The organism is Micromonospora sp. CB01531 (assembly GCF_001905095.1).
Classification (GTDB): domain Bacteria; phylum Actinomycetota; class Actinomycetes; order Mycobacteriales; family Micromonosporaceae; genus Micromonospora.
In genome coordinates this window covers 12,362-34,741 of the sequence record NZ_LWLS01000065.1, presented here as the reverse complement: position 1 = coordinate 34,741, position 22,380 = coordinate 12,362, and the positions used below count along the sequence as shown (strand labels likewise).

At 73.5% G+C, this 22,380-nt stretch carries 24 protein-coding genes; 11 read left to right on the top strand and 13 right to left on the bottom strand.

Translation table 11 applies throughout. The features are described 5' to 3' along the window. Positions 1-51: 51 nt before the first annotated feature. Both A6A27_RS15785 and dut read right to left on the bottom strand, forming a co-directional pair. A complete protein-coding gene (locus A6A27_RS15785; RefSeq protein WP_073835375.1) occupies positions 52-735 on the bottom strand; it encodes a DUF3710 domain-containing protein in 684 nt (227 codons plus the stop codon). Between the two features lie 25 nt (positions 736-760). Further along, positions 761-1,258, bottom strand: coding sequence for a dUTP diphosphatase (dut, locus tag A6A27_RS15780; RefSeq protein WP_073835374.1), 498 nt, complete (start codon positions 1,256-1,258; stop codon positions 761-763). Between the two features lie 92 nt (positions 1,259-1,350). On the opposite strand from dut, the gene A6A27_RS15775 reads away from it, so the two are divergent. Then, the gene (locus A6A27_RS15775; RefSeq protein ID WP_338013287.1) at positions 1,351-1,845 is read left to right on the top strand and encodes a DUF3093 domain-containing protein; all 495 of its coding nucleotides are present in this window, start codon (positions 1,351-1,353) and stop codon (positions 1,843-1,845) included. Positions 1,846-1,950: 105 nt separating this feature from the next. On the opposite strand, the gene A6A27_RS15770 is transcribed toward A6A27_RS15775, so the two are convergent. Both A6A27_RS15770 and A6A27_RS15765 read right to left on the bottom strand, forming a co-directional pair. After that, positions 1,951-2,829: a hypothetical protein gene (locus A6A27_RS15770; RefSeq protein ID WP_083672630.1), complete on the bottom strand. Its 879-nt coding sequence runs from the start codon at positions 2,827-2,829 to the stop codon at positions 1,951-1,953. Positions 2,830-2,962: 133 nt separating this feature from the next. After that, positions 2,963-3,259, bottom strand: a complete 297-nt coding sequence (locus A6A27_RS15765; protein ID WP_073835372.1) for a DUF4193 domain-containing protein — start codon at positions 3,257-3,259, stop codon at positions 2,963-2,965. A gap of 435 nt (positions 3,260-3,694) precedes the next feature. Between A6A27_RS15765 and A6A27_RS15760 the strand changes: the two genes are divergently transcribed. After that, positions 3,695-4,213 (top strand): LytR C-terminal domain-containing protein, encoded by a 519-nt coding sequence (locus A6A27_RS15760; protein WP_198940319.1) that lies wholly within the window; start codon positions 3,695-3,697, stop codon positions 4,211-4,213. On the opposite strand, the gene A6A27_RS15755 is transcribed toward A6A27_RS15760, so the two are convergent. Further along, entirely contained in the window at positions 4,214-5,035 is an 822-nt protein-coding gene (locus A6A27_RS15755; RefSeq protein WP_073835370.1) for an inositol monophosphatase family protein, read from the bottom strand. It lies immediately after the preceding gene. Positions 5,036-5,319: 284 nt separating this feature from the next. On the opposite strand from A6A27_RS15755, the gene A6A27_RS15750 reads away from it, so the two are divergent. Both A6A27_RS15750 and A6A27_RS15745 read left to right on the top strand, forming a co-directional pair. Continuing rightward, on the top strand, positions 5,320-6,930 hold the full coding sequence (locus A6A27_RS15750) for an RNA polymerase sigma factor (protein WP_073835369.1): 1,611 nt from the start codon (positions 5,320-5,322) through the stop codon (positions 6,928-6,930). Positions 6,931-7,177: 247 nt separating this feature from the next. After that, on the top strand, positions 7,178-7,411 hold the full coding sequence (locus A6A27_RS15745; RefSeq protein WP_073835435.1) for a DUF7455 domain-containing protein: 234 nt from the start codon (positions 7,178-7,180) through the stop codon (positions 7,409-7,411). Between the two features lie 264 nt (positions 7,412-7,675). On the opposite strand, the gene A6A27_RS15740 is transcribed toward A6A27_RS15745, so the two are convergent. The 3 genes from A6A27_RS15740 to A6A27_RS15730 all read right to left on the bottom strand — a co-directional run bounded on the left by A6A27_RS15740 (position 7,676) and on the right by A6A27_RS15730 (position 10,489). Further along, entirely contained in the window at positions 7,676-9,400 is a 1,725-nt protein-coding gene (locus A6A27_RS15740) for a DEAD/DEAH box helicase (RefSeq protein WP_073835368.1), read from the bottom strand. A 179-nt stretch (positions 9,401-9,579) separates the two neighbouring features. Next, complete coding sequence (locus A6A27_RS15735) at positions 9,580-10,230, bottom strand: trimeric intracellular cation channel family protein (protein ID WP_073835367.1); 651 nt, start codon at positions 10,228-10,230, stop codon at positions 9,580-9,582. A gap of 40 nt (positions 10,231-10,270) precedes the next feature. Beyond that, positions 10,271-10,489 (bottom strand): DUF3039 domain-containing protein, encoded by a 219-nt coding sequence (locus A6A27_RS15730; RefSeq protein WP_073835366.1) that lies wholly within the window; start codon positions 10,487-10,489, stop codon positions 10,271-10,273. Between the two features lie 87 nt (positions 10,490-10,576). Between A6A27_RS15730 and A6A27_RS15725 the strand changes: the two genes are divergently transcribed. Together A6A27_RS15725 and A6A27_RS15720 are read left to right on the top strand one after the other, a co-directional pair. Next, positions 10,577-11,512 carry a pseudouridine-5'-phosphate glycosidase gene (locus A6A27_RS15725; RefSeq protein WP_073835365.1) on the top strand — a complete coding sequence of 312 codons (936 nt, stop codon included), beginning with the start codon at positions 10,577-10,579 and terminating at the stop codon, positions 11,510-11,512. Positions 11,513-11,525: 13 nt separating this feature from the next. After that, complete coding sequence (locus A6A27_RS15720; RefSeq protein ID WP_073835364.1) at positions 11,526-12,425, top strand: carbohydrate kinase family protein; 900 nt, start codon at positions 11,526-11,528, stop codon at positions 12,423-12,425. A 35-nt stretch (positions 12,426-12,460) separates the two neighbouring features. Here the strand turns inward: A6A27_RS15720 and A6A27_RS15715 are convergent, their stop codons facing one another. After that, a complete protein-coding gene (locus A6A27_RS15715; protein ID WP_073835363.1) occupies positions 12,461-12,811 on the bottom strand; it encodes a DUF3099 domain-containing protein in 351 nt (116 codons plus the stop codon). 105 nt (positions 12,812-12,916) lie between these two features. On the opposite strand from A6A27_RS15715, the gene A6A27_RS15710 reads away from it, so the two are divergent. Beyond that, positions 12,917-13,228: a hypothetical protein gene (locus tag A6A27_RS15710; RefSeq protein WP_073835362.1), complete on the top strand. Its 312-nt coding sequence runs from the start codon at positions 12,917-12,919 to the stop codon at positions 13,226-13,228. Next, positions 13,218-13,529 (top strand): hypothetical protein, encoded by a 312-nt coding sequence (locus A6A27_RS15705; RefSeq protein ID WP_073835361.1) that lies wholly within the window; start codon positions 13,218-13,220, stop codon positions 13,527-13,529. Before A6A27_RS15710 ends, A6A27_RS15705 begins: the two co-directional genes overlap by 11 nt. A 91-nt stretch (positions 13,530-13,620) precedes the next feature. Here the strand turns inward: A6A27_RS15705 and A6A27_RS15700 are convergent, their stop codons facing one another. Both A6A27_RS15700 and A6A27_RS15695 read right to left on the bottom strand, forming a co-directional pair. Continuing rightward, on the bottom strand, positions 13,621-14,196 hold the full coding sequence (locus A6A27_RS15700) for an HhH-GPD-type base excision DNA repair protein (protein ID WP_073835360.1): 576 nt from the start codon (positions 14,194-14,196) through the stop codon (positions 13,621-13,623). Positions 14,197-14,306: 110 nt separating this feature from the next. After that, entirely contained in the window at positions 14,307-15,527 is a 1,221-nt protein-coding gene (locus A6A27_RS15695; RefSeq protein WP_073835359.1) for a S8 family peptidase, read from the bottom strand. A gap of 178 nt (positions 15,528-15,705) precedes the next feature. Here A6A27_RS15695 and A6A27_RS15690 point away from each other — a divergent pair, with 178 nt between their 5' ends. Both A6A27_RS15690 and dtd read left to right on the top strand, forming a co-directional pair. Next, on the top strand, positions 15,706-17,190 hold the full coding sequence (locus A6A27_RS15690) for a DUF7782 domain-containing protein (protein ID WP_198940315.1): 1,485 nt from the start codon (positions 15,706-15,708) through the stop codon (positions 17,188-17,190). Next, positions 17,190-17,612 (top strand): D-aminoacyl-tRNA deacylase, encoded by a 423-nt coding sequence (dtd, locus tag A6A27_RS15685; protein ID WP_073835357.1) that lies wholly within the window; start codon positions 17,190-17,192, stop codon positions 17,610-17,612. The genes A6A27_RS15690 and dtd overlap by 1 nt, the downstream gene beginning before the upstream one ends. Positions 17,613-17,704: 92 nt before the next feature. On the opposite strand, the gene A6A27_RS15680 is transcribed toward dtd, so the two are convergent. After that, positions 17,705-18,493 (bottom strand): sporulation protein, encoded by a 789-nt coding sequence (locus A6A27_RS15680; RefSeq protein WP_073835356.1) that lies wholly within the window; start codon positions 18,491-18,493, stop codon positions 17,705-17,707. Between the two features lie 222 nt (positions 18,494-18,715). Here A6A27_RS15680 and sigB point away from each other — a divergent pair, with 222 nt between their 5' ends. Next, entirely contained in the window at positions 18,716-19,732 is a 1,017-nt protein-coding gene (sigB, locus tag A6A27_RS15675; RefSeq protein WP_073835355.1) for an RNA polymerase sigma factor SigB, read from the top strand. A 91-nt stretch (positions 19,733-19,823) separates the two neighbouring features. Here sigB and A6A27_RS15670 read toward each other — a convergent pair whose 3' ends face one another. Continuing rightward, entirely contained in the window at positions 19,824-22,379 is a 2,556-nt protein-coding gene (locus tag A6A27_RS15670; RefSeq protein ID WP_073835354.1) for a bifunctional acetate--CoA ligase family protein/GNAT family N-acetyltransferase, read from the bottom strand. Between the last annotated feature and the right edge of the window lies 1 nt (position 22,380).

Below are 22,380 nucleotides of genomic sequence, written 5' to 3'. Positions count from 1 at the left end.
GGGCCCGGCACCGTCGACGGGAGCCGACGGGCCGGGCCCGTGCGATACGGCTCAGGCCTCGCGCTGCCCCGGCGCGGCCTGCTGCGTGGCCGCCTGCTGCTCGGCCGCCTGCTGCTCGGCCACCTCGCGGGGCAGCCGCAGCGGAAGCGGCTCGCGGACCGGCTTGGCCTCCTGGCCCCGGTCCACCACCAGGCCGTCGAGGCAGGCCGCCAGCGGGCCGGCGACGACCGGGTTGCTGGCCGCCTCGCCCTGGTAGACGCCGCGGACCATCCAGCGCGGGCCGTCGATGCCGACGAAGCGCAGGTCGGTCAGCCCGTCCGGGGTGCGGACCCGGGCCTTCAGCTCGATGCCGTACTCCCCCTGCACCTCCTGGGCGGCCGCGCCGTCGTTGTACAGCGACTGCCGGATCTCCTCGCGCACCTCGTCCCAGATGCCCTCGGACCGCGGCGCCGCGAAGACGCCCAACTGCAGCGCGTTGTCGCCGTGCACCAGCACGACCTGCTGGATCACGCCCTGCGGGTCGGCCTGCACCCGCACCTCGACGTCCGGCACCGCCGGGATCTGGAGGCTGCCCAGGTCCAGCCGGGGCGCGTCGGGCGCCTCGGAGACGTCGTACGGGCCCCGGGACGCCGCCGGCGCGGTCGACTCCTCCGTCGCCGGGGAGTCGAGGACCTCGTCGGCCCGCTCGTCACGCGCGTGCCGCGCCTCGCCGGCCCGCTTTCGGGAGAAGATCACTGCGCCCGCCCTCCGCTGCTCACACTCACCCTGCCACCTCTTCCGTCTGCCCGCTCGCCGGGGCCGGGACCAGCCCGGCGTGCCCGCCGGTCGACCCGTGCCCGCCGGTCCCGCGCCGGGACGCGGGCAGCTCCGCCACCGGCTGGAACTCGGCCCGCGCGACCCGCTGGACGACGAGCTGTGCGATCCGGTCACCCCGGCTGATCTTCGCCGGTGTCTCCCGATCATGGTTGATCAGGTTGACCAGGATCTCACCCCGGTAGCCGGCGTCGACCGTACCGGGCGCGTTGAGCACGGTCACGCCGAGCCTGGCCGCCAGCCCCGATCGGGGGTGCACCAGCCCGACGTACCCCTCCGGCAGCGCGATGGCCACGCCGGTCGGCACCAGGGCGCGCCCGCCGGGCGGCAGCTCCACGTCCGCGGCGGCCACCAGGTCCGCGCCGGCGTCGCCGGGATGGGCGTACGCCGGCAGCGGCAGCTCCGGATCGAGCTGCCGTACGGGCACGGGTACGACGTCTGTCACGGTCTTCCTCTTCCGTCCGGTCCTTGCGGGGGTGACCCTGCCATCCTGCCGGTTGGCCGGCCGGTCGTGCGCCGTACCCTCGGACTGTGAGCCTGTCGTCGTCCTCGTCCGCCACGACCCCGCCCGTGGCCGCCACCCGCGAGTACGCGGAGCGGCTCGGGCTGCCGTGGTGGGCCTGGCCCGCCGGCCTCGCCGTCGCCGGGCTGCTCGCCACCGAGCTCTGGATGGGTGCCACGGGCATCCGGTCCTGGCTGCCCTTCGTGCTGCTGATCCCGGCGGTCCTGGTCGCGCTCTGGTGGCTGGGCCGGATCCGGGTCGCGGTCCGCGACGGCGAGCTGCGGGTGGACGACGCCCGCCTCCCGGTGCGATACGTCGCCGACGTGGTCCCGCTGGACGCCGCCGGCCGACGCGAGGTGCTCGGCGTCGGGTCGGACCCACTGGCCTTCGTGGTGCAGCGCCCGTGGATCGGCGGCGCGGTGCAGGTGGTGCTGGACGACCCGGCCGACCCGACCCCGTTCTGGGTGGTCAGCACCCGGCACCCGGTCGAGCTGGCCACGGCGATCCTCGCCGCCCGCGACGCCGCCTGACCCACCGCCCTGCTGCGGACAGATTCCCGGAACGAGTGGCTGTTCCCGCCGGAGAGTCCCGCTCTCCGTGCCTGAGGCGCCGGACCGGGCGGCACGCAGGCGCGGTCAGGGTAGGGCGGGCAGTTCCCGGCTCTTCCGGCGGAGGTCCTTGCGGAGCTGGTCGGCGAGGGCCCGGGTGGCCCGGCGGTTGAGGTAACCGGCCACGGCGGCACCGGTCAGGAACGGACCGAGCGTGGTCAGGTTGCGGCCGAAGCGGCGCAGCAGCCTGTCCCGCAGCTCACGGCGGGCGGCGGTGCCCAGTACCGCGCCCACCCCGACGCCGGGCAGCATCGGATTGATCCCCCGCTGGCTGGACCAGGACTGGATCAGGGCCACGGCCCGCTGGGTGCCGCCGGCGGGCAGCGGCACCCGGTGGATCTCGTGCAGCTCGCCGACCAGCTTCAGCTCGATCGCGACCACGGCGACCGTCTCGGCGGCCAGCAGCACCGGGGCGGTGAGCAGGGTCGGGGTGACCGTCCACTCGACCGCGGCGATCCCGCCGCCGGCCGCGCCGACTCCGGCGGTGGCCCGGGCCGCGTTGCGGATCAGCCGCTCGGCGAGCTCGTCGTCGGTCAGGCCGGGGAAGTGCCGCCGGAGCGTGGCCAGGTCGCGGACCGGTACGTGCGGGGCGACCTCGGCGACCGTGTCCGTGATCCAGCGCACCGCGGCCTTCGGCTTGAACAGGTCAGCGAGGCCACGGGCGCGGGCCTGGCCGACCAGTCGGGTGAGCAGCTGCCGGCGCCGGGCCGGGGCGATGTCGTCCGCGGTCAGCGCGGCGACGGTCGCGCCGAGCTGCTCCGTGTCACCGCCCCCGGCCGCCGGCGCCGAAGGCTCGGCCGCTCCCCCGACGGCCGGCGCGGACGGCTCGGCGGGCCGGTCGGTCGGCCCCTGGGCACCGGTCCCGGCGGCGTCCGGTGCCCCGGCCCGCCCGTTGTGCTCGCTCACCCGTCCGCCCTCCCGTCGCTGGGCGGCGTGACAGCCGCCGGTACGAGTCAAGCAGCTTCCCGCCACCGCCGCACGGCGGCTCGGACCGCGGCGGCCCCATCGAGGAGGCCGCCGCCGGTGAGACACGTCGTGGTCAGGCGCACTCGCGGCAGATCAGCTCGCCGTTGCGCTCGACCGCCAACTGGCTGCGGTGGTGGACCAGGAAGCACCGGGCGCAACGGAACTCGTCCTGCTGCATCGGCAGCACCTTGACCGTGAGCTCCTCGTCGGCCAGGTCGGCGCCGGGCAGCTCGAAGCTCTCCGCCACCTCAGCCTCATCGACGTCCACGGCGCCCGACTGTGAGTCGACCCGCCGGGCCTTGAGCTCTTCGAGGCTGTCCTCGCCGAGGTCGACCTCGTCGCGACGCGGGGCGTCGTAGTCGGTGGCCATCGGTTTCACTCTCCCATATCGATATGGTCACTTCCGGCTGTAACGCCGGAGGACGCTGTTTCGGTTCCACTGGCCGGCCACCACTTTGTGTCGGTCACCCGACCCGACGACCGGTGGGCCGAGTCCGCCAGAGAAGAACACCCCAGCGAGCGCGGAACCTTACCCCCCCATTGGGCGAGGCATGTATACCGCCCTCGTGGCAGAGATGTACGCCCCTGCGCCCGAAGTTGTTCCCAATGTGACTCAGGCGACACGAAGATAGGGGTAGTACTACCCGTTCCCTCGGTGGCGCGCCGGCATGTCGGGCTGTTTCCACGCCACGGCCGGACAACCGTTAACCTCAGCGGCGTACTTGACGGCTGGCGGGGCGGACCGACCGCCGACGGCCACCACCCAATCTCTGTACCGGGGAGCGCCCAGATGAGCTTTGCACGAGTGCGCGCACTCGTTGTCGTCGGTCTGCTGGCGGTCCTCGCCCTGGTCTTCGTCATCGTCGCGATGGTCCGCGACACCCAGGGCAAGGCGGGCACCGCTGCGGGCTGCCCGAAGGGCTGGCCACTGGCGGACGTCACGCTGCGCGAGCCGAAGGACGTCAAGATCAACGTCTACAACGGAACCGACGAGGTCGGCCGGGCCGGCAGCGTCGCGGACGACTTCCGCAACCGCAAGTTCCAGGTCAAGAAGGTCGGCAACGCCCCCAAGGCCGTGGACGAAGTCGCCGTGTTGCGGTTCGGCCCGAAGGGAGTCGGCTCCGCGCACCTGCTCCGGGCCTACTTCCTCGACAACGCCGAGCAGCAGTACGACGCGAAGCGCACGGACGACACGGTCGACGTAATCCTCGGCAACGCCTTCCAGCAGCTCGCCACGACCACCGAGGTCAACCAGTCCCTCGGCGACCTCGGCTCCCCGGAGGCCCCGACCGGCACCTGCCCGATATCGGAGAAGGTCAAGTAGTCAGGGACCGCCGGAGGCGTCCAGGGCGGCGAGCCGGGTGTGCAGCGGCTCGAAGAGCGCCGGCGGCGCGGCGATCACCAGGTCCGGGCCGGGCGGCCGCCCGGACAGACCGGTCACCCGCAGTCCCGCCTCGCGCGCCACCAGGCCGCCCGCCGCCAGGTCCCAGGCGGCCAGCCCCTTCTCGTAGTAGGCGTCGACCCGCCCCTCGGCGGCCAGGCAGAGGTCCAGTGCCGCGGCGCCCATCCGGCGGATGTCCCGGACGTGCGGGATCAGCTCGGCGACCACCCGGGCCTGGTGCGCCCGGCGGCCGGCGTCGTAGCCGAACCCGGTGGCCACCAGCGCCTGCCCCAGGTCGGTCTCGGCGGAGCAGCGCAGCCGCTCCCCGTCCCGCCAGGCGCCGCCGCCCGCGATGGCCGTCCACTCCTCCCCGGTGGCGACATTGCGCACCACCCCGGCCACCACCTCGCCAGCCACCTCGGCGGCCAGCGACACCGCGCAGTACGGCAGCCCGTACAGGTAGTTGACCGTGCCGTCGATCGGGTCGACGATCCAGCGCACCCCGCCGTCGGCGGCCGGCCCAGTCTCCCCCGCGCCGTACTCCTCGCCGAGCACCGCGTCGCCGGGGCGGAGGGTACGCAGGGCGGCCAGCACCTGGCGCTCGACGGCCCGGTCGGCGGCGGTGACCACGTCGGTGACCGTGCTCTTGGTCGCGGCGACCGACACCCCCTCGGCCCGCATCCGGTGTGCGGTGGCGGCGGCGTCCCGGGCCACCGTGATCGCGATCTCCAGCAGTTCCGGCGGAGTGGGCGCCGAGCCGATCATGTTCGTCCCCTTCCCGCACGACCGGGATCGGCCGGTCGAGCGCGGGTATCATCCTTACAAAGTCCACATCTGCGCCGAATCGGTGGTCCATACCGCCGATACGCCGTGCGGCGCGGGATGATCGCCGCAGACGGCGTTACAATTCACCCTGCCCACGCGCCACGGACCGCCAGCGACCGGCCGGCCCGGGACACGGGGGTCCCTCAACGACTCGCCCGGCACGGCGTTCCGTGCTGCGCCGGACGACCCGGCCGTGCTCGCTCTTCGCCTCCGGAAGGTCATTCGTGACAGAACCCCGCCAGACCGGCGCCGACGTTCGCTCGCTCACCGACACCCTGATCGCCCACGCGCAGAGCGCCGGCGGCCAGCTCACGTCGGCCCAGCTCGCGCGCACCGTCGAGTCCGCTGAGGTGACCCCGGCCCAGGCCAAGAAGATCCTGCGTGCGCTCTCCGAGGCGGGAGTGACGGTGGTCGTGGACGGCTCTGCCAGCACCCGCCGCCGGGTGGCCGCCGCCCGGTCCGCCACGCCGGCTTCCCGGGCCACCACCGCCAAGACCACCAAGAAGGCCGCCGCGCCCGCCCCGAAGCAGGCACCGGCCGCCGAAGAGGTCCCGACCCCCGCCCCGCGGAAGGCGACCGCGCGCAAGGCCGCCGGCACCACCGCGGAGGTGGCCGCCAACGCCGCCGCCCCGACGAAGGCCACCAAGGCGACCCGGGCCACCAAGGCGACCGTGGCGGCGAAGACCGCCGCCGCGAAGCCGGCGAAGGCCGGGCCGAAGGGCGAGGGCCCCGAGGGCGACATCGACCCGGAGGAACTGGCCGCCGAGATCGAGGACGTGGTGGTCGACGAGCCGGCCGAGCTGACCCGGGCCGCCGAGGCCGACGCGGCCAACTCCGCCAACGACAACGACTTCGAGTGGGACGACGAGGAGTCCGAGGCGCTCAAGCAGGCGCGTCGCGATGCCGAGCTGACCGCCTCCGCCGACTCCGTGCGGGCCTACCTGAAGCAGATCGGCAAGGTGCCACTGCTCAACGCGGAGCAGGAGGTCGAGCTCGCCAAGCGGATCGAGGCCGGCCTCTACGCCGCCGAGCGGCTGCGCGCCGCGGAGGAGGGCGAGGAGAAGCTCACCCGGGACATGCAGCGCGACCTGCTCTGGATCTCCAGGGACGGCGAGCGGGCCAAGAACCACCTGCTGGAGGCGAACCTCCGACTGGTCGTCTCGCTGGCCAAGCGCTACACGGGTCGCGGGATGGCCTTCCTCGACCTGATCCAGGAGGGCAACCTCGGCCTGATCCGCGCGGTCGAGAAATTCGACTACACCAAGGGCTACAAGTTCTCCACCTACGCCACCTGGTGGATCCGCCAGGCCATCACCCGCGCCATGGCCGACCAGGCCCGCACCATCCGCATCCCGGTGCACATGGTCGAGGTGATCAACAAGCTCGGCCGGATCCAGCGCGAGCTGCTCCAGGACCTGGGCCGCGAGCCCACCCCGGAGGAGCTGGCCAAGGAGATGGACATCACACCGGAGAAGGTGCTGGAGATCCAGCAGTACGCCCGGGAGCCCATCTCGCTGGACCAGACCATTGGCGACGAGGGTGACAGCCAGCTCGGTGACTTCATCGAGGACTCGGAGGCCGTGGTCGCGGTCGACGCGGTCTCGTTCTCGCTGCTGCAGGACCAGCTCCAGCAGGTCCTGCAGACGCTGTCCGAGCGTGAGGCCGGCGTGGTACGCCTCCGCTTCGGCCTCACCGACGGCCAGCCGCGCACCCTGGACGAGATCGGCCAGGTGTACGGCGTGACCCGGGAGCGGATCCGGCAGATCGAATCCAAGACCATGTCCAAGTTGCGGCATCCCTCGCGTTCGCAGGTGCTCCGCGACTACCTGGACTGACCGTACGCGTCAACCAGTCGTGTCGGTTTGATCACCAGCCGTAGAACACTCATTGGTGATCGGTCGGTTGCCTGTTTGTGATCGTTGACGTGGCACCCTTGAAGCACGGCACACTGTCTTCCGCGCCAGGTGTGACCTCGGTCCCCCGCGGGCACACAGGGAAGGCAGGGCCCGAGCTAGGTGTTGCACGATAGGTGAGCAAGGACCGAAGAGAGTGTTCATCGGTGACGACCAGAGGAGGAAGGCGATGACCCCGACCCTCACGCCGCCGCCCGAGACGGTGAGCCCCCCGGCCGCCGATGAACGGTGCGACCGCTGCAATGCTGCCGGCAAGCTCCGGATCACTCTGGCGGGTGGGAGCGAGCTGGTGTTCTGTGGGCACCACGCGAACAAGTACGCGGAGGATCTCGTGAAGATCACCGTGCGGTACGCGACGGACCCGGAGTTCAGCTGGCGTGGCGCCGATCTGATGGCGAACTGAGTCCGAGGAATCCGCAACCCGACATAAGCCGGCCGGAGGCACCGAAAGGTGTCTCCGGCCGGCTTTTTCGGCCCGATGTCCGCACCTGGACCCGATGTCCCGGTTGTCGCGCTATCCCACACTCACAAACAGCCCCGCCCATAGAACCCGGCCCCCACCGCCTGAGGGCCGCCCCGGCGTTGATCAAGAAGTTCGGTTCGGAACTCGCCCGGACCGGACGCAAACCTCTTGATCAAGCCGCTGGACGGGGGGTGGGGTGGATGGTTAGAGGGTTTGGACGGTGGCGATGCGCTCTTCGAGCTGCTCGATGGTGGCCTGGGCGCTCGGCGGGCCGCCGCAGATCCGGCGCAGCTCGGCGTGGATCTTGCCGTGCGGCTGCCCGGTGCGGTGGTGCTGGGCGGCCACCAGCGCGTTCAACTGCCGCCGCAGCGCGACCCGGCGGTGGGCGGCGCTCATCGGCGGCGCGGGCGCCTCGGCGGCCGGCTCAGCGGTCCGCTCGGCGGCCCTGCGCCGCTGCGCGGCCAACTGCTCGGCCTGCCGCTTGCTCAGCAGCATCGCGACCTGGTCCGCGGTGAGCAGCCCGGGGAGGCCGAGATATTCCTCCTCCTCCGGGGTGCCGGCCTGGGCGGCGGTGCCGAACGACGCGCCGTCGAAGATCACCTGGTCCAGCTCGGCGGTCGCGGAGAGCGCCGCGTACCGCTTCTCCAGCTCGCCGCTGGCCTGGTCGTCCCGCTGGGCGCGCTCCAGCAGGTCGTCGTCGAAGCCGTCGGGGTCCTTCGCCTTGCCGAGCACGTGGTCCCGCTCGGCCTCCATCTCGCTGGCCAGCCCGAGCAGGTGCGGCACGCTGGGCAGGAAGACCGAGGCGGTCTCGCCGGGCCGCCGGGCCCGGACGAACCGGCCGATGGCCTGCGCGAAGTAGAGCGGGGTGCTGGCACTGGTCGCATACACGCCCACGGCCAGGCGGGGGATGTCGACGCCCTCGGAGACCATCCGGACCGCGACCAGCCAGCGCTGTTCGGACGCCGCGAACGTCGCGATCCGCGCGGACGCTCCCTGGTCGTCGGAGAGCACCACGGCGGCCCTCTCGCCGGTCACCTGCTCGATCAGCTTCGCGTACGAGCGGGCGGCCTGCTGGTCGCTGGCGATCACCAGCCCGCCCGCGTCGGGCATGCCGGCGTTGCGCAGCACGGTCAGCCGGGCATCGGCGGCCCGCAGCACCTGCGGCATCCAGTCGCCGGCCGGGTCCAGCGCGGTACGCCAGGCCTGCGCGACGAGGTCCTGGGTCATCGGCTCGCCCAGCCGGGCGGCCAACTCCTCCCCGGCGTTGGTGCGCCAGCGGGTCTCCCCCGAGTACGCCAGGAACAGCACCGGCCGGACCACGCCGTCGCGTAGCGCGTCGGAGTAGCCGTAGACGGAGTCGGCGCGGGACCGCAGCAGCCCGTCCCCACCCCGCTCGTAGGCGACGAACGGGATCGGGTTGTCGTCGGAGCGGAACGGCGTGCCGGTGAGCATCAGCCGGCGTACGGCGGGCTCGAAGGCCGCCTTGACGCCGTCGCCCCAGGTCCGCGAGTCGCCGGCGTGGTGGATCTCGTCCAGGATGATCAGCGTGCGCCGGGTCATGGTGCGCCGCCGGTGCACCTGCGGTGCCATGCCGACCTGGGCGTACGTGACGACGGCGCCGTGGAAGTCGGCGGCGGAGTGCAGGTCGGCGTTGCGGAATGCGGCGTCGAGCTGGACGCCGACCCGGGCGGCGGACTGCGCCCACTGGGTCTTCAGGTGCTCGGTCGGGGCGACCACGGTGACGGCCTCGACGGTGCCGTCGTTCAGCAGTTCGGCGGCGATCCGCAGGGCGAAGGTGGTCTTGCCGGCGCCGGGCGTGGCGACCGCGGTGAAGTCCTCGGTGCGCCGACGCAGGTACTCCACCATCGCCTTGCGTTGCCAGGCACGCAGGGGCGGGAACGTCTCGAGCGCCGGCAACCGCGGTGCCACGCGTAGCTCCTCTCCGACCGCACGACGGCGGGCCCCGGCCGAGGGCCACGGGTTCCGTCGCCCATGAAAACGCCTCCGCGCAGAACGTGCCGCGAAGGCCGACTCAGCATAACCAGCGGGGCCCTTTCTCCCCACTCGACGCCACGCTGGTCACATCCGCCACCCCGCGCGGTGGCGGCTCAGCCCTGCGGGCCGCGGGTGCCGGTGCGGGGCGGGCGCAGCGTGGCGACCGGGGCGGACCAGCGCCGCCGCAGCGAGACCAGCCGCAGCACGAAGACGAAGGCGGCCGCGACGATCAGCCCGGCCGTGTGCGCCTGTCCGTACGCCGACAGCAGCGCCACCACGATCGACCCGGCCAGCGCGGTGAGGGCGTAAATCTCCCGGCGCAGCACCACCGGGATCTCGCCGGTGAGTAGGTCGCGCCCCAGACCGCCGCCGATCGCGGTGAGCATGCCGATCATGCAGGCGCCGACCGCCGGCACGTGCGCGTCGAGGGCCTTGAGCGTGCCGGTGACGGTGAACAGCCCGAGACCGGCCGCGTCGAGCACCAGCACGGTGGTGCGCAGCCGGGCGAGCTGCGGGTGCAGCCAGAAGACGGCGGCGGCGGTGGCCGTCGCGGTGACCGCGTACCGCCAGTCGGCGAAGGCCAGGGGCGGGACCTCGTTGATGACCAGGTCCCGGAAGATCCCGCCGCCGAGGGCGGCGACGACGCCGACGAAGGCCACCCCGAAGAGGTCGAGCCGTTTGGCCACGGCCGCCGAGGCCCCGGAGGCGGCGAACACCGCAACCCCGGTGAGGTCGGCGACGAGCAGGGCGGTGGAGGTGGTCACCGGCGAAGGTTACGTGGGCGGGCGGCGGAGCCGCCCGCGGTCACTCGGCCCAGGAGTCGTAGATCTCCTTGCACTTCGGGCAGACCGGCGAACCCGGCTTGGCCGCCTTGGTTACCGGGAAGGTCTCCCCGCACAGCGCGACGACGAACGTGCCCATGACCGCGCTCTCGGCGATCTTGTCCTTGCGGACGTAGTGGAACATCTCCGGGCCGGTGTCGGCGTCCTTCACCTCGGGACGCTCGAGAACCTGTGTGCTCACTGCTACACCTCCAAATTTCCAGTTTGGCAGCTTCTCCGGGGCCGGTCCACCGCAGGTCACCGGAGAGCGGCCCGTACCGTAACGGAAGTGACCAACTTTCACATCCATTTCGGGACCGAGGTGGCCGACGCCCTGCGCGCCGGACGCCCGATCGTCGCCCTGGAGAGCACCATCGTCTCGCACGGCCTGCCCCGGCCGGACAACCTGCTGGTGGCGCGGCAGATCGAGCAGGCCGTCCGGGACGCGGGCGGTGTCCCGGCCACCATCGGCATGGTTGCCGGCGAGCTGATCGTCGGCCTGGATGACGCGCAGCTGACCCGGCTCGCCACGGTCGACGGGGTGAGCAAACTGTCCGTACGCGATCTCGCGGTGGCCGCCGCGACCGGTGCGGACGGCGCCACCACGGTGGCCGCCACCAGCGCGGTGGCCGCGGCGGCCGGGATCGGGGTCTTCGCCACCGGTGGCCTCGGCGGGGTGCACCGGGAGGCGGCCCAGACCTTCGACGAGTCCGCCGACCTGGTCACCCTGGCCCGGACGCCGATCGCGGTGGTCTGCGCCGGCGTGAAGTCGATCCTCGACGTGGGTGCCACGCTGGAACGGCTGGAGACCCTGGGCGTGAGCGTGGTCGGCTACCGGACCCGCCGCTTCCCCGGCTTCTACCTCACCGACGCCGGCTTCGACCTGGACTGGTCGGTGGAGTCGCCGGAGCAGGTGGCCGACGTGCTCGTCGCCCGGGAACGGCAGGGCGTGCACCAGGGCGGGCTGATCGTGGCGAACCCGCTCCCGGTCGACCAGCAGCTCGACCCGGCGCTGCACGACCGTACCCTCGCCGAGGGGTTGGCCATGCTGGCCCGCGAGGGTGTGACCGGCAAGGCCGTGACGCCGTTCCTGCTCGCCCATTTCCACTCGGCCACCGAGGGCGCCAGCCTGGCGGTGAACGTGCGGATCATCCTGCGCAACGCCGACCTGGCGGCACGGATCGCGGTCGCCGCGGCGGCCCGGCGTACCGATTCCCCGGCATGAGCGAGGTGGCGGCATGAGCCGGGCACCCGGCATCGTCGTCGTCGGCGACGTGATCACCGACGTGGTCGCGGTGCTCTCCGGACCGCTGGCGACCGGCTCGGACACCGCGGCGGCGATCCGGTTCAGCGGCGGCGGGCAGGCGGCCAACACCGCCGCCTGGCTGGCCGGTCAGGGTGCCGACGTCATGCTGGTGGCCGCGACCGGCGACGACGAGGCGGGCCGCGACCGGGTCGCCGAATTGGAGCGGGTCGGGGTGACCTGCGCGGTCGAGCGCCACGAGGGTTACCCGACCGGCACCGTGATCGTGCTCGCCCACGACGGGGACCGCACCATGGTCAGCCAGCGCGGGGCGAACCTGCGGCTGACCGCCGGGCACGTCGACCGGGCCCTGGCGGCGGCGCCCGACGCCGGGCACCTGCACCTGTCCGCGTACACCCTGCTCGACGCCGGGTCGCGCGGCGCGGGACTGCGGGCGCTGGCCGTCGCCCGCGAGCGCGGGCTGACCACCAGCGTCGACGCGGCCTCCGCGGCGCCGCTGCGGCGCGTCGGTGCGGCGGCCTTCCTGGCCTGGGTACGCGACGTCGACCTGCTGCTGGTCAACCGGGACGAGGCGACCGTGCTGGCCGGCGGGCTGGACCCGGCGGCGCAGGCGCGGGCGCTGACCGCGGTGGCCCACCGGGTGGTGGTCAAGCGGGGCGCGGCCGGGGCGGTCTGGGTGGACCGGACCGGGCGGGTCGAGGCGGCCCCCGCGCGCGGCGTGCCCGTGGTGGACGTCACCGGGGCCGGGGACGCGTTCGCCTCCGGGCTGCTCCTCACCTGGCTGGGCGGTGCGGACCCGCGGGCGGCCCTGTCCCGGGCCGGCGACCTCGGCGCACTCGCCGTCTCCTCGGTCGGCGCCCGCCCCACCCCCTGACGGCGGGCCGGTCCGGGTGTGGGCGCCCGGACCGGTCAGGGCTCGGCGTCGATGACCTTGTGCGGGCCTTCCTCGGCCGGGAGCGCCATCGGCGGTGGCTCGTGCCGGGCGTGCAGCTTGTTGGCGAGCCGGTGCTGCTCCTTCGGCGGGCGGTCGTTGGCGAGCAGCACCGCCAGCCACGGAATGAGCACCATCCCGAGGCCGCACAGCGGCAGCCAGAGCCAGAGCAGGGGTGCCTTCGCGCCGACCAGGATCGCACCGACCACCAGGCACGCGACCCGGATGCCCATCATCAGCACATAGCGCTTCTGCCGGCTGTTGAGCTGGTCGTCCTGGCTGCGCGCGGCGTCGGTGATCAGGATCGGCTCGTACGCCTGACGCTTCACCACGACCTCCTCAAGGGGTTACCCCTCATCCTGTCACTCGGGACGGATGATCGGCGAAAATCGCCTCGAGCCGGGCGCGTGTTACGCCCGTGGTACGCTCGGGCCATGGCCAACCGGTTCAGCTTCACCGACGAGGCGCTGGCCAACCTGCGGGTCTACGACGTCACGCCCGGGGAAGTCTGGGAGGCCCTGCACAGCACGCGACGGGTCATCCGGCACCTCGGGGACGACGTGATGGTGGTCTACGCGACCGACCACCGGGGGCGACGCCTCGCCGTACTGCTGGCCGAGGCGGACGGCACCGACAACGACTGGGACATCCTCTCCGCCCGCGAACTGAGCGACGTCGAGGCCAAGCGCTACGACGACGCGGTACGGAGATCACGCCGACGAGGAGGCGGTCACGATGCACCGTAACGAGGCGACCAAGCGGTTCCACGACGGCGGCGACGCCCTCGCCGACCTGATCGACGAGACACAGCCGGCGGAGCTGCCCACCCCCGACTCCGACGTGCCGATGGTCAGCCGCTCGGTACGCCTTCCGCTGGAGACGTACGAACGGGTCCGCACGGCCGCCGAGGCGCGCGGCATCGGCGTGACCACGCTGATGCGGCAGTGGATCGAGGCCGGCCTGGCCGACCTGGACGACTCGGCGACGGTCTCCCTGGCCGACGTCCGGCGGGCGCTCGCCGCGCTCTCCCACCCGACCGCCGCCTGACCGCCGTCCGACCCGGCTGACCACGGCCCCGACGCTGCCTGACGCGGCCGTCAGATCGGCGGCGCGGGCTGCTCCGGCGGCCGGCCCCGCGTCAGCTCTTCGCCGCCTTCGCCTCAGCCTTCATCCGCTGCTTGTACTCCCGGACCCGGCGCAGCGACTCGGGATCGGTCACGTCGGCCACCGACCGGTACGCCTCCGCGTCGCCGTACCCGCCGGCGGCCTCCCGCCAGCCGTCCGGGGTGATGCCGAACCGCTTACCGAGCAGGGCCACGAAGATCTGCGCCTTCTGCTTGCCGAAGCCGGGCAACTCGCCGACCCGGCGCAGCAGATCCCGGCCGTCGGTCACGTCGGACCAGAGCCGGGCCGGGTCGCCGTCGTACCGCTCGACCAGGACCTGGCACACCTCATGGACCCGGGCCGCCATGGCCTTGGGGAACCGGTGCAGGGCCGGCGGCTGGGCGAAGAGGGCGACCAGGGCCTCCGGGGCGTACCCGGCCAGCTCCCGGGCGTCCGGCTCGTGGCCCAGCCGCTGCGCGAGGACGTACGGGGAGGAGAACGCCTTCTCCATCGGCACCTGCTGGTCGAGCACCATGCCGAGGAGCAGCGCGAGCGGGCTGCGGGCCAGCAGTTCGTTGGCCTGCGGGTCGATGGGCAGGGAGAGCGTCATGCCTCCATCCTGCCGGTCGGGCCGCCGCTCGCCGAGCCGACTCCCCGCGCCACGCGACGCGGCCCGGTGGACAGGGGTGAGGTCCACCGGGCCGCTGGCGGGGCGGGTCGTCAGTTGACGACGAACAGCAGCCGGTTCGGCGAGCCGGTGCCGGGGTTGGTCACCTTGCTGGCGGTGGAGTTGGTGGTCAGGTAGCTGGTCACCTGCGCCGGGGTGTACGACGGGTTGGTGCTGAGCACGAGCGCCGCCGCGCCGGCCACGTGCGGCGTGGCCATCGAGGTGCCGCTGATCGTGTTGGTGGCCGTGTCGCTGGTGCTCCAGTCCGAGGTGATCGACGAGCCGGGCGCGAAGATGTCCAGGCAGGAGCCGTAGTTGGAGTACGAGGCGCGGGCGTCGGTGCTGGTCGTGGCGCCGACGGTGATCGCGGAGGCGACCCGGGCCGGCGAGTAGCTGCACGCGTTGGCGCTGGAGTTGCCGGCCGCGATGGCGTACGTGACGCCGGAGGCGATCGAGTTGGCCACCGCGTTGTCGAGGCTGGTGCTGGCGCCGCCGCCGAGGCTCATGTTGGCCACGGCCGGCTTGACCGCGTTCGCGGTCACCCAGTTGACGCCGCTCACCACGCCGGTGGTGCTGCCGCTGCCGGCGCAGTTGAGCACCTTCACCGCGACCAGTCGGACGCCCTTGGCCACGCCGTACGTGTTGCCGCCGACCGTGCCGGCGACGTGCGTGCCGTGGCCGTTGCAGTCGGTGTTGTTGGTGTCCACCGTGTTGGTGCCCCAACTCGCCCGGCCGCCGAAGTCGCTGTGCGTGATCCGGATGCCGGTGTCGATGATGTACGCCCGCACGTTGGTGGCCGTGTTCGGGTAGGTGTAGGTGCCGTTCAGCGGCAGGTTGCGCTGGTCGATCCGGTCCAGCCCCCACGTCGCGCCGGTCTGGGTGCCCTGGGTGGTCACCACGCGGTCCTGCTCGACGTACGCCACGGCCGGGTCGGCGGCGAGGCGACGGGCCTGCGCGGCGCTCATCTTCGCGCTGTAGCCGGTCAGCGCGGCGCTCCAGACCGTGCCGACGTTGCCCCCGTAGCGCTTCGCCAGGGCGGCGGCGCGGTCCGGGACCGCGGAGCGGGCGGCGAGGCTGTTGGCGGCACCGACCGCGTCGCCCTTGAGCACCACCAGGTAGCTGCCGCTGATGGCGTCCGGGGCGCCGGCGTAGCGAACGTCGCCGGTCGGCGCGGCGAGGGCGGGGGTGGAGGCTGCGGCGGCGAGGGCCGCGGCGGCGGCCGTGACGGCGAGCGCGCGCAGCGCGCGACGCCGAGGAACGGACACGTCGGACATCGTCTGGCTCCCTACCGGGCGCCCGCGCTCGTGACCCGGGCACCCATCGAAGATGTTGGGGGAGATGGTAGCCAGGCATCGACAACCATGAAAGAGATAATCTCCAATCAATTCGTCGCGCGATATGGATCTCGTGGGTGCCGGGCCATCGGCGCCGCCGGGGAGGCAGGATGGCGACGTGGACCGTCATGACATGCTGCTCTCCCCCGCGGGCGTCGACGCGCTGCGCACCGCGCTGACCCGGGCGCGTTTCACCGCCAACGGCATCGCCGACCGGCTCGGCCCGCAGGCCACCGGCGGGGTGGCCCGCAACGACTTCCGGGCGGCGCTGCGCGCCACCGAGGACCGGGACCCGCTCGCCACCCTGATCCGGGTCTTCATCTGCGACCAGACCGAGCCGGAGCCGGCGGTGGCCGCCGCGCTCGCCCCGCTGGCCGTCGAGGAGGCCGTCGCCGGCGGGATCGTCGAGCGGCACGGCGACGGCCTGCGCGCCGGCGTCGACCTGGAGCCGTACGGGGACGAGTGGTGGGTGCTCGCCGACGTGCCGGCCAGCGCCCGGCCCGGCAAGCCGCTGCACGCCGAGCACGTGCTCGGCATCGGCGGGGCCACCCAGACGCTGATCGGCGCGACCGTCCGCCGTCCGGTGGAGACCGCGCTGGACCTGGGCACCGGCTCCGGCGTCCAGGCCCTGCACCTGTCCACCCACGCCCGGAAGGTCACCGCCACCGACGTCGCGCCGCGGGCGCTGCGCTTCGCCGCCACCACTGCCGCCCTCAACGGGCAGGACTGGGAACTGCTCCAGGGCGACCTGGTGGCCCCGGTGGCCGGACGCCGGTTCGACCTGGTGGTCAGCAACCCGCCGTTCGTGGTCGGGCCCGGCACCACCACACACGTCTACCGGGACTCCGGGCGGGTCGGCGACGCGATCGGCGCCGAACTGGCCGCCGCCGCCCCGCACCTGCTCACCGAGGGCGGGACGATGCAGTACCTGGCCAACTGGGTGCACGTCACCGGCGAGGAGTGGGACGAGCGGGTGGCCGGCTGGTTCGCCGGCACCGGGCTGGACGCCTGGGTGATCCAGCGGGAGGTGGCCGACCCGATGGCGTACGTCAACCTGTGGCTCACCGACGTCGGGGAGGCCGCCGACCCACACCGGATGGCGGCCTGGCTGGACTGGTTCGACGCGCACAAGGTGGAGGCGATCGGCTTCGGCATCATCTCGCTGCGCCGCGCGGGCCACGACCAGCCGGCCGTCCGGGTGGAGGACCTGCGCCAGCGGGTGGAGCCACCGATGGGCGACCGGATCGCCGAGTGGTTCGACCGCCAGGACTGGCTGCGGACCCGCGACACCGACGGGCTGCTGGCCGCCCGCTACCGGGCCGCCGAGGGGCTCCAGCTGCGGCAGGAGGCGACCATGGGCGACGAGGGCTGGGCGGTGGAGCGGCAGGTCCTCGCCATGCCGCACGGGCTGCGCTGGTCCGAGGAGATCGATCCGCTGGTGCTCGCCCTGGTCGGCGGCGCGGACGGCAAGCTGCCGCTGCGGGACCAGCTCGCCCTGCTCGCCGCCGCGCACGACGTCACCCCCGACGAGCTGGCCGAGGCGGCCGGCCCGATCGTGGCGCACCTGGTCGAGCGCGGCATCATCGAGCCGGTGGTGGCCTGATGCGGGCGGTGGTGCAGACGGTCGGCCGGGCCGGCGTGACCGCCGACGGTGAGGTGGTCGGCGAGATCGCCGACGGTCTGCTGGTGCTGCTCGGGGTCACCCACACCGACACCCGACAGGTGGCGGCCACCATGGCCCGCAAGATCCACGAGCTGCGCATCCTGGACGACGAGCGCAGCGCCGCGGACACCGGTGCACCCATCCTCGTAGTCAGCCAGTTCACCCTGTACGGGGACGCCCGCAAGGGCCGCCGGCCGACCTGGACGGCGGCCGCCCCCGCCGAGCAGGCCGAACCCCTGGTGACCGCGGTCGTGGAGGAGCTGCGCTCCCGGGGCGCCAAGGTCGAGACCGGCAGGTTCCGCGCGCACATGCTGGTCGAGAGCGTCAACGTAGGCCCCCGCACCATCATCCTGGACCTCTAGCCCCTCCGCCCACTCCGTCGATCACGAGGTTGGCGGTCGGTTTGATCTCCGTGGCTGCCGCCAACCTCATGATCGACACGGATCTCGGCGGGTCAGGAGAAGAGGCCGCGGCGGCGGAGGGACTGGCGGAGCCAGGCGTCGAGCTGGGCGGTCCAGTCGGTGCGGTCGACCGTGGCGTGCTCGACGGCGAAGCGGCCGAAGGCGTCCCGGCCCTCGGTGAACAGGCCACCCCGCTTGTCGAGCTCCAGCACCACCTGCACCTGGTGCGGATCCGTCACGAAGGTGACCTCCAACTGGTTGATCGCGTGCGCGTACTGCGGCGCCGGGTGGAACTCGATCTCCTGGTAGAACGGCAGGCGCTGGTGCACGCCGTAGAGGTGCCCGCGCTCCACGTCCGCCCGGGCGAACCGGAAGCCCAGCCGCAGCAGCGCCTCCAACAACCGCTCCTGGGCCGGCAGCGGGTGCACCGCCACCGGGTCCAGGTCACCCTTGTCCACCGCCCGGGCCACCTCCAGCTCGGTACGCAGCCCCATCGTCATGCCGTGCAGGTGCTGGCCGTACAGGTCGGTCAGCGGGGTCTCCCAGGGCACCTCGAAGCGGAACGGCACCTCGTACCGCTGCCCCGGGTCCAGCCGGAATCCGCCGGTCACCTGACGGCGGCCGAACTCCTGGGTGGTGTCGTACTCGTTGTCGCCGCTCTCCACCTCGACCCGGGTGACCAGGCCGAGCGCCACGTACGTGACCTCCACCGGGTGGTCCCCGCCGACCACCTGGATCCGGCCCTCCAGCTGCCCGCCGGGGCGGCAGTTCGGGTTGGCCAGCACCGTCTCCACCGACGGACCGCCCACGCCCATCGCCTGCATGAGCCGCTTGAAGACCACCGCGTCCTCCGATCGCCTGCGCTGCCGGACCCCGGTGGCCGGCCGCTGGCACGGTAACCGGGTCGGACAACCGACACCGGACGTTCCGCACGGATTGCTGTCGGTTCCCCGATCGCCTCACTCCCGTTTCACGCCCCGACCGCCAAGCTGTTTCGTACCGGCGCCGCCGCGGCACGCGGCACGGAACCGGTACGGCACGAAGGACCACGGGGAGAGACAGAGATGGCCCAGCAGATGATCGAGCACCAGACCCGCCCGGCTGCCACCATCGACGCCGAGCACGGCACCGACACCCTGACCGACCTGGACGCCACCGACGAGCGCGGCGTCTCCACGGACCTGGTCCGGGCGTACCTGAACGGCATCGGACGCACCAAGCTGCTCACCGCCGCGCAGGAGGTCGAGCTCAGCAAGCGCATCGAGGCCGGCCTGTTCGCCGAGGAGAAGCTGGCCACCTGCACCCCGGTCTCCGCCGAGTTGCGCGCCGACCTGGAGCTGATCGTGGCCGAGGGCCGGGCCGCCAAGGACCACCTGCTGGAGGCGAACCTGCGGCTGGTGGTGAGCATCGCCAAGCGCTACACGGGTCGCGGGATGGCCTTCCTCGACCTGATCCAGGAGGGCAACCTCGGCCTGATCCGCGCGGTCGAGAAATTCGACTACACCAAGGGCTACAAGTTCTCCACCTACGCCACCTGGTGGATCCGCCAGGCCATCACCCGCGCCATGGCCGACCAGGCCCGCACCATCCGCATCCCGGTGCACATGGTCGAGCAGGTCAACCGGATGGTCCGGGTGCGCCGCGAGCTGTCGGCCACGCTGGGCCGGGAGCCCACCGTCGCCGAGGTGGCGCAGGCGCTGGAGATCCCCGATTTCCAGGTGATCGAGCTGATCTCGTACGACCGGGAGCCGGTGAGCCTGGACCAGGCGGTCGGCGACGACGGCGAGAGCGCGCTCGGTGACTTCGTCGCCGCGGTGGACCCGCGCGAGGAGCCGGGCGACGCCGCCGCCAACGGCGAGCTGCGCAACGAGGTACGGATCGTGCTGGCCACCCTCTCCCAGCGGGAGCAGGCGGTGATCCGGCTCCGGTTCGGCCTGGACGACGGCCGGCAGCGCACCCTCGACGAGGTGGGCCGCGAGTTCGGCCTGTCCCGGGAGCGGATCCGGCAGATCGAGAAGGTCACCCTGCTGAAGCTGCGCGCCCCGGAGCGGGCCAACCGCCTGGAGGCGTACGCCTGCTGAGCGGGCCAATCCCAGCGGAGGCCCCGGCGGTTCGCCGGGGCCTCCGCTGCCTGTCCCGGCCGTTCACCGGGGTGCTCGCCCCGGCCCTGCCCTACAAGCGGCGCGGGCCGGTGTCCGGGCGGGGCGCCTCGAGACCGGTGCGGACGGTGGCGTGCAGCACGGAGATGCCGTCCGGGCGGGCCAGCACCGGGTTGAGGGCAAGCGAGCGCACCCGGGGCTGCTCGTCGGCGAGCCGCCCGACCCGCACCAGCAGGTCGACCAGGGCCGCCCGATCCACCGGCACGCCGCCCCGGTGCCCCCGCAGCAGCGGCGCCGCCCGGGGCTCGTCGACCAGCTCGGCGGCGTCCCGGTCGGTCAGCGGCACCGCGCGCCAGGCCCGGTCGCCGAGCAGCTCGGTCGCCACGCCGCCCAGCCCGAAGCCGACCACCGGGCCGAACGCCGGGTCCTCCACCAGCTCCACCACACAGGCCACGCCGGGCGGGACCATCGGCTGCACCAGGACGTCCAAGCCGAAGGCGGGGGCCAACTCGGCGTACGCGCGGCGCAACGCGGCCGGGTCGGCCAAGTCGAGGCGGACCGCGCCGAGGTCCAGGCGGTGCCGCAGCCCCGGGGCGGCGGCCTTCAGGGCGACCGGGTAACCGAGGCGCTCGGCGGCGACCTCGGCCTCGTCGGCCGAGCGCGCCGGCACCGACTCCACCAGGTCGATCCCGTACGCCCCGAGCAGCGCCGCCGGATCCGCACCGTCGATCCGCAGCGCGGCCTGCCCGGCCGCCCGGTCCACCCGGTTCAGCTCGGGCAGCACCCCCGGCGGGCGGCGCAGCCAGTCGGCGTACGTGGTGACCCGGGCGAGGGCCCGGACCGCCTCCTCCACGCTCGGGTACGCCGGCACCCCGACGGGCACCCGGCCGGCGAGGAAGGTCGCCACCACCGGCTTGCCGACGGTCGCCGCATCGGGCAGGGCGGCGGTGAAGTCGGCCTCCGGGTCGGTGAGCTGGCCGGGCAGCGGCGGCGCGAAGACGGCCACCACGGCGTCCACCCGCTCGTCGGCGGCGGAGGCGGCGAGCGCGGCGGCGTACTCGGCGGCACCAGCCCGGGGGCCGACGTCGTGCGGGTAGCCGTCGGCCACGGCGAGGCCCTGGGCGGCGCACGCGGTGGCGGCCAACCCGGTCAGCGCCGACGAGTTGCCCACCACGGCGACCCGGCGGCCGGCCGGTAACGGCTGGTGGGCCAGGAGCACACCGACGTCGAGCAGCTCGGCGACGGTGTCCACCCGGATCACCCCGGACTGGGCGAAGAGCGCGCTGACCGCCGCTGCATCCAGCCCCGGCCCGTCACCGAGGCCCGGCGGGCGGGCCAGCGAGGCGAGCGCCACGATCGGCTTGCTCCGGCCGATCAGCCGGGCCAGCCGGGCGAACTTGCGCGGGTTGCCGAAGGTCTCCAGGTAGAGCGTGATGACGTCGGTGCCGGGGTCGTCCTGCCAGTACTGGAGCAGGTCGTTGCCGGAGACGTCGGCGCGGTTGCCGGCGGAGACGAAGCTGGACAGGCCGAGCCCGCGCCGGGACGCCTCGGCGAGCAGCGCCACCCCGAACGCGCCGGACTGGCTGAATACGCCGACCCGGCCGCGGGCCGGCAGCACCGGCGCGAGCGTGGCGTTGAGCCGTACCGCCGGGTCGGTGTTGGCGACGCCGAGGCAGTTCGGGCCGACCACCCGCATGCCGGCCAGGTGCGCGGCGCGGACCAGGGCGCGCTGGGCGGCCGCGCCCGCCGGCCCGGCCTCGGCGAAGCCGGCCGAGATCACCACGAGGCCGTGCGCGCCGGCCCGCGCCGCGTCGGCGACCACCTCGGTCACCGCCTCCGGGGCCACCGCCACCACCGCCAGGTCGACGTCGAGCCCGGCGTCGGCCGCCGACGGGTACGCGGGCAGCCCGGCCACGGTCGCCGCCGTCGGGTGCACCGGGACGACCGCGCCGGTGAACCCGCCGTCGCGCAGGTGCCCGAGCAGGGCCGCGCCGACGCCCTGACCAGTGGTGCTCGCGCCGTAGACGGCGATGCCGCGTGGGGCGAGCAGCCGGGCGATCGAGCGGGCCTCGGTCCGGTGCTCGCGGCCGCGCTGCACCTCCAGGGTCGCCTCGGTGGGGGCGATCGGGAAGCTCAGATGCACCACGCCGTCGGCGTACTGGCGCTGGACCTGGTAGCCGAAGTCGGAGAAGACCCGCAGCATCGCCCCGTTGGCGGGGAGCACCTCGGCGACGAAGTGCACGATGCCGAACCGGCGGGCCGTATCGGCCAGGTGCTCCAGCAGCACCGACCCGATCCCCCGGCCCTGGTACGCGTCCTCCACCACGAAGGCGACCTCGGCCTCCGGCGACCCGGGGCCGAGCCGCTCGTACCGGCCGACCGCGACGATCCGGTCGCCGGCCAGCACCACGAACGCCTCCCGGTCGCGGTGGTCGACGTTGACGAAGCGTTGCAGGTCCCGCTCCGGGATGCGCGGGTACGGCGAGAAGTAGCGCAGGTAGCGGGTGCGCTCGGAGAAGCGCGCGTGCATCGCCACGATCCCCAGCCCGTCGTCGGGCCGGATCTGTCGCAGCTGAACGGTCGTGCCGTCGCTGAGCAGCACGTCCACCGGTTGCTCGACTGTGGTCACC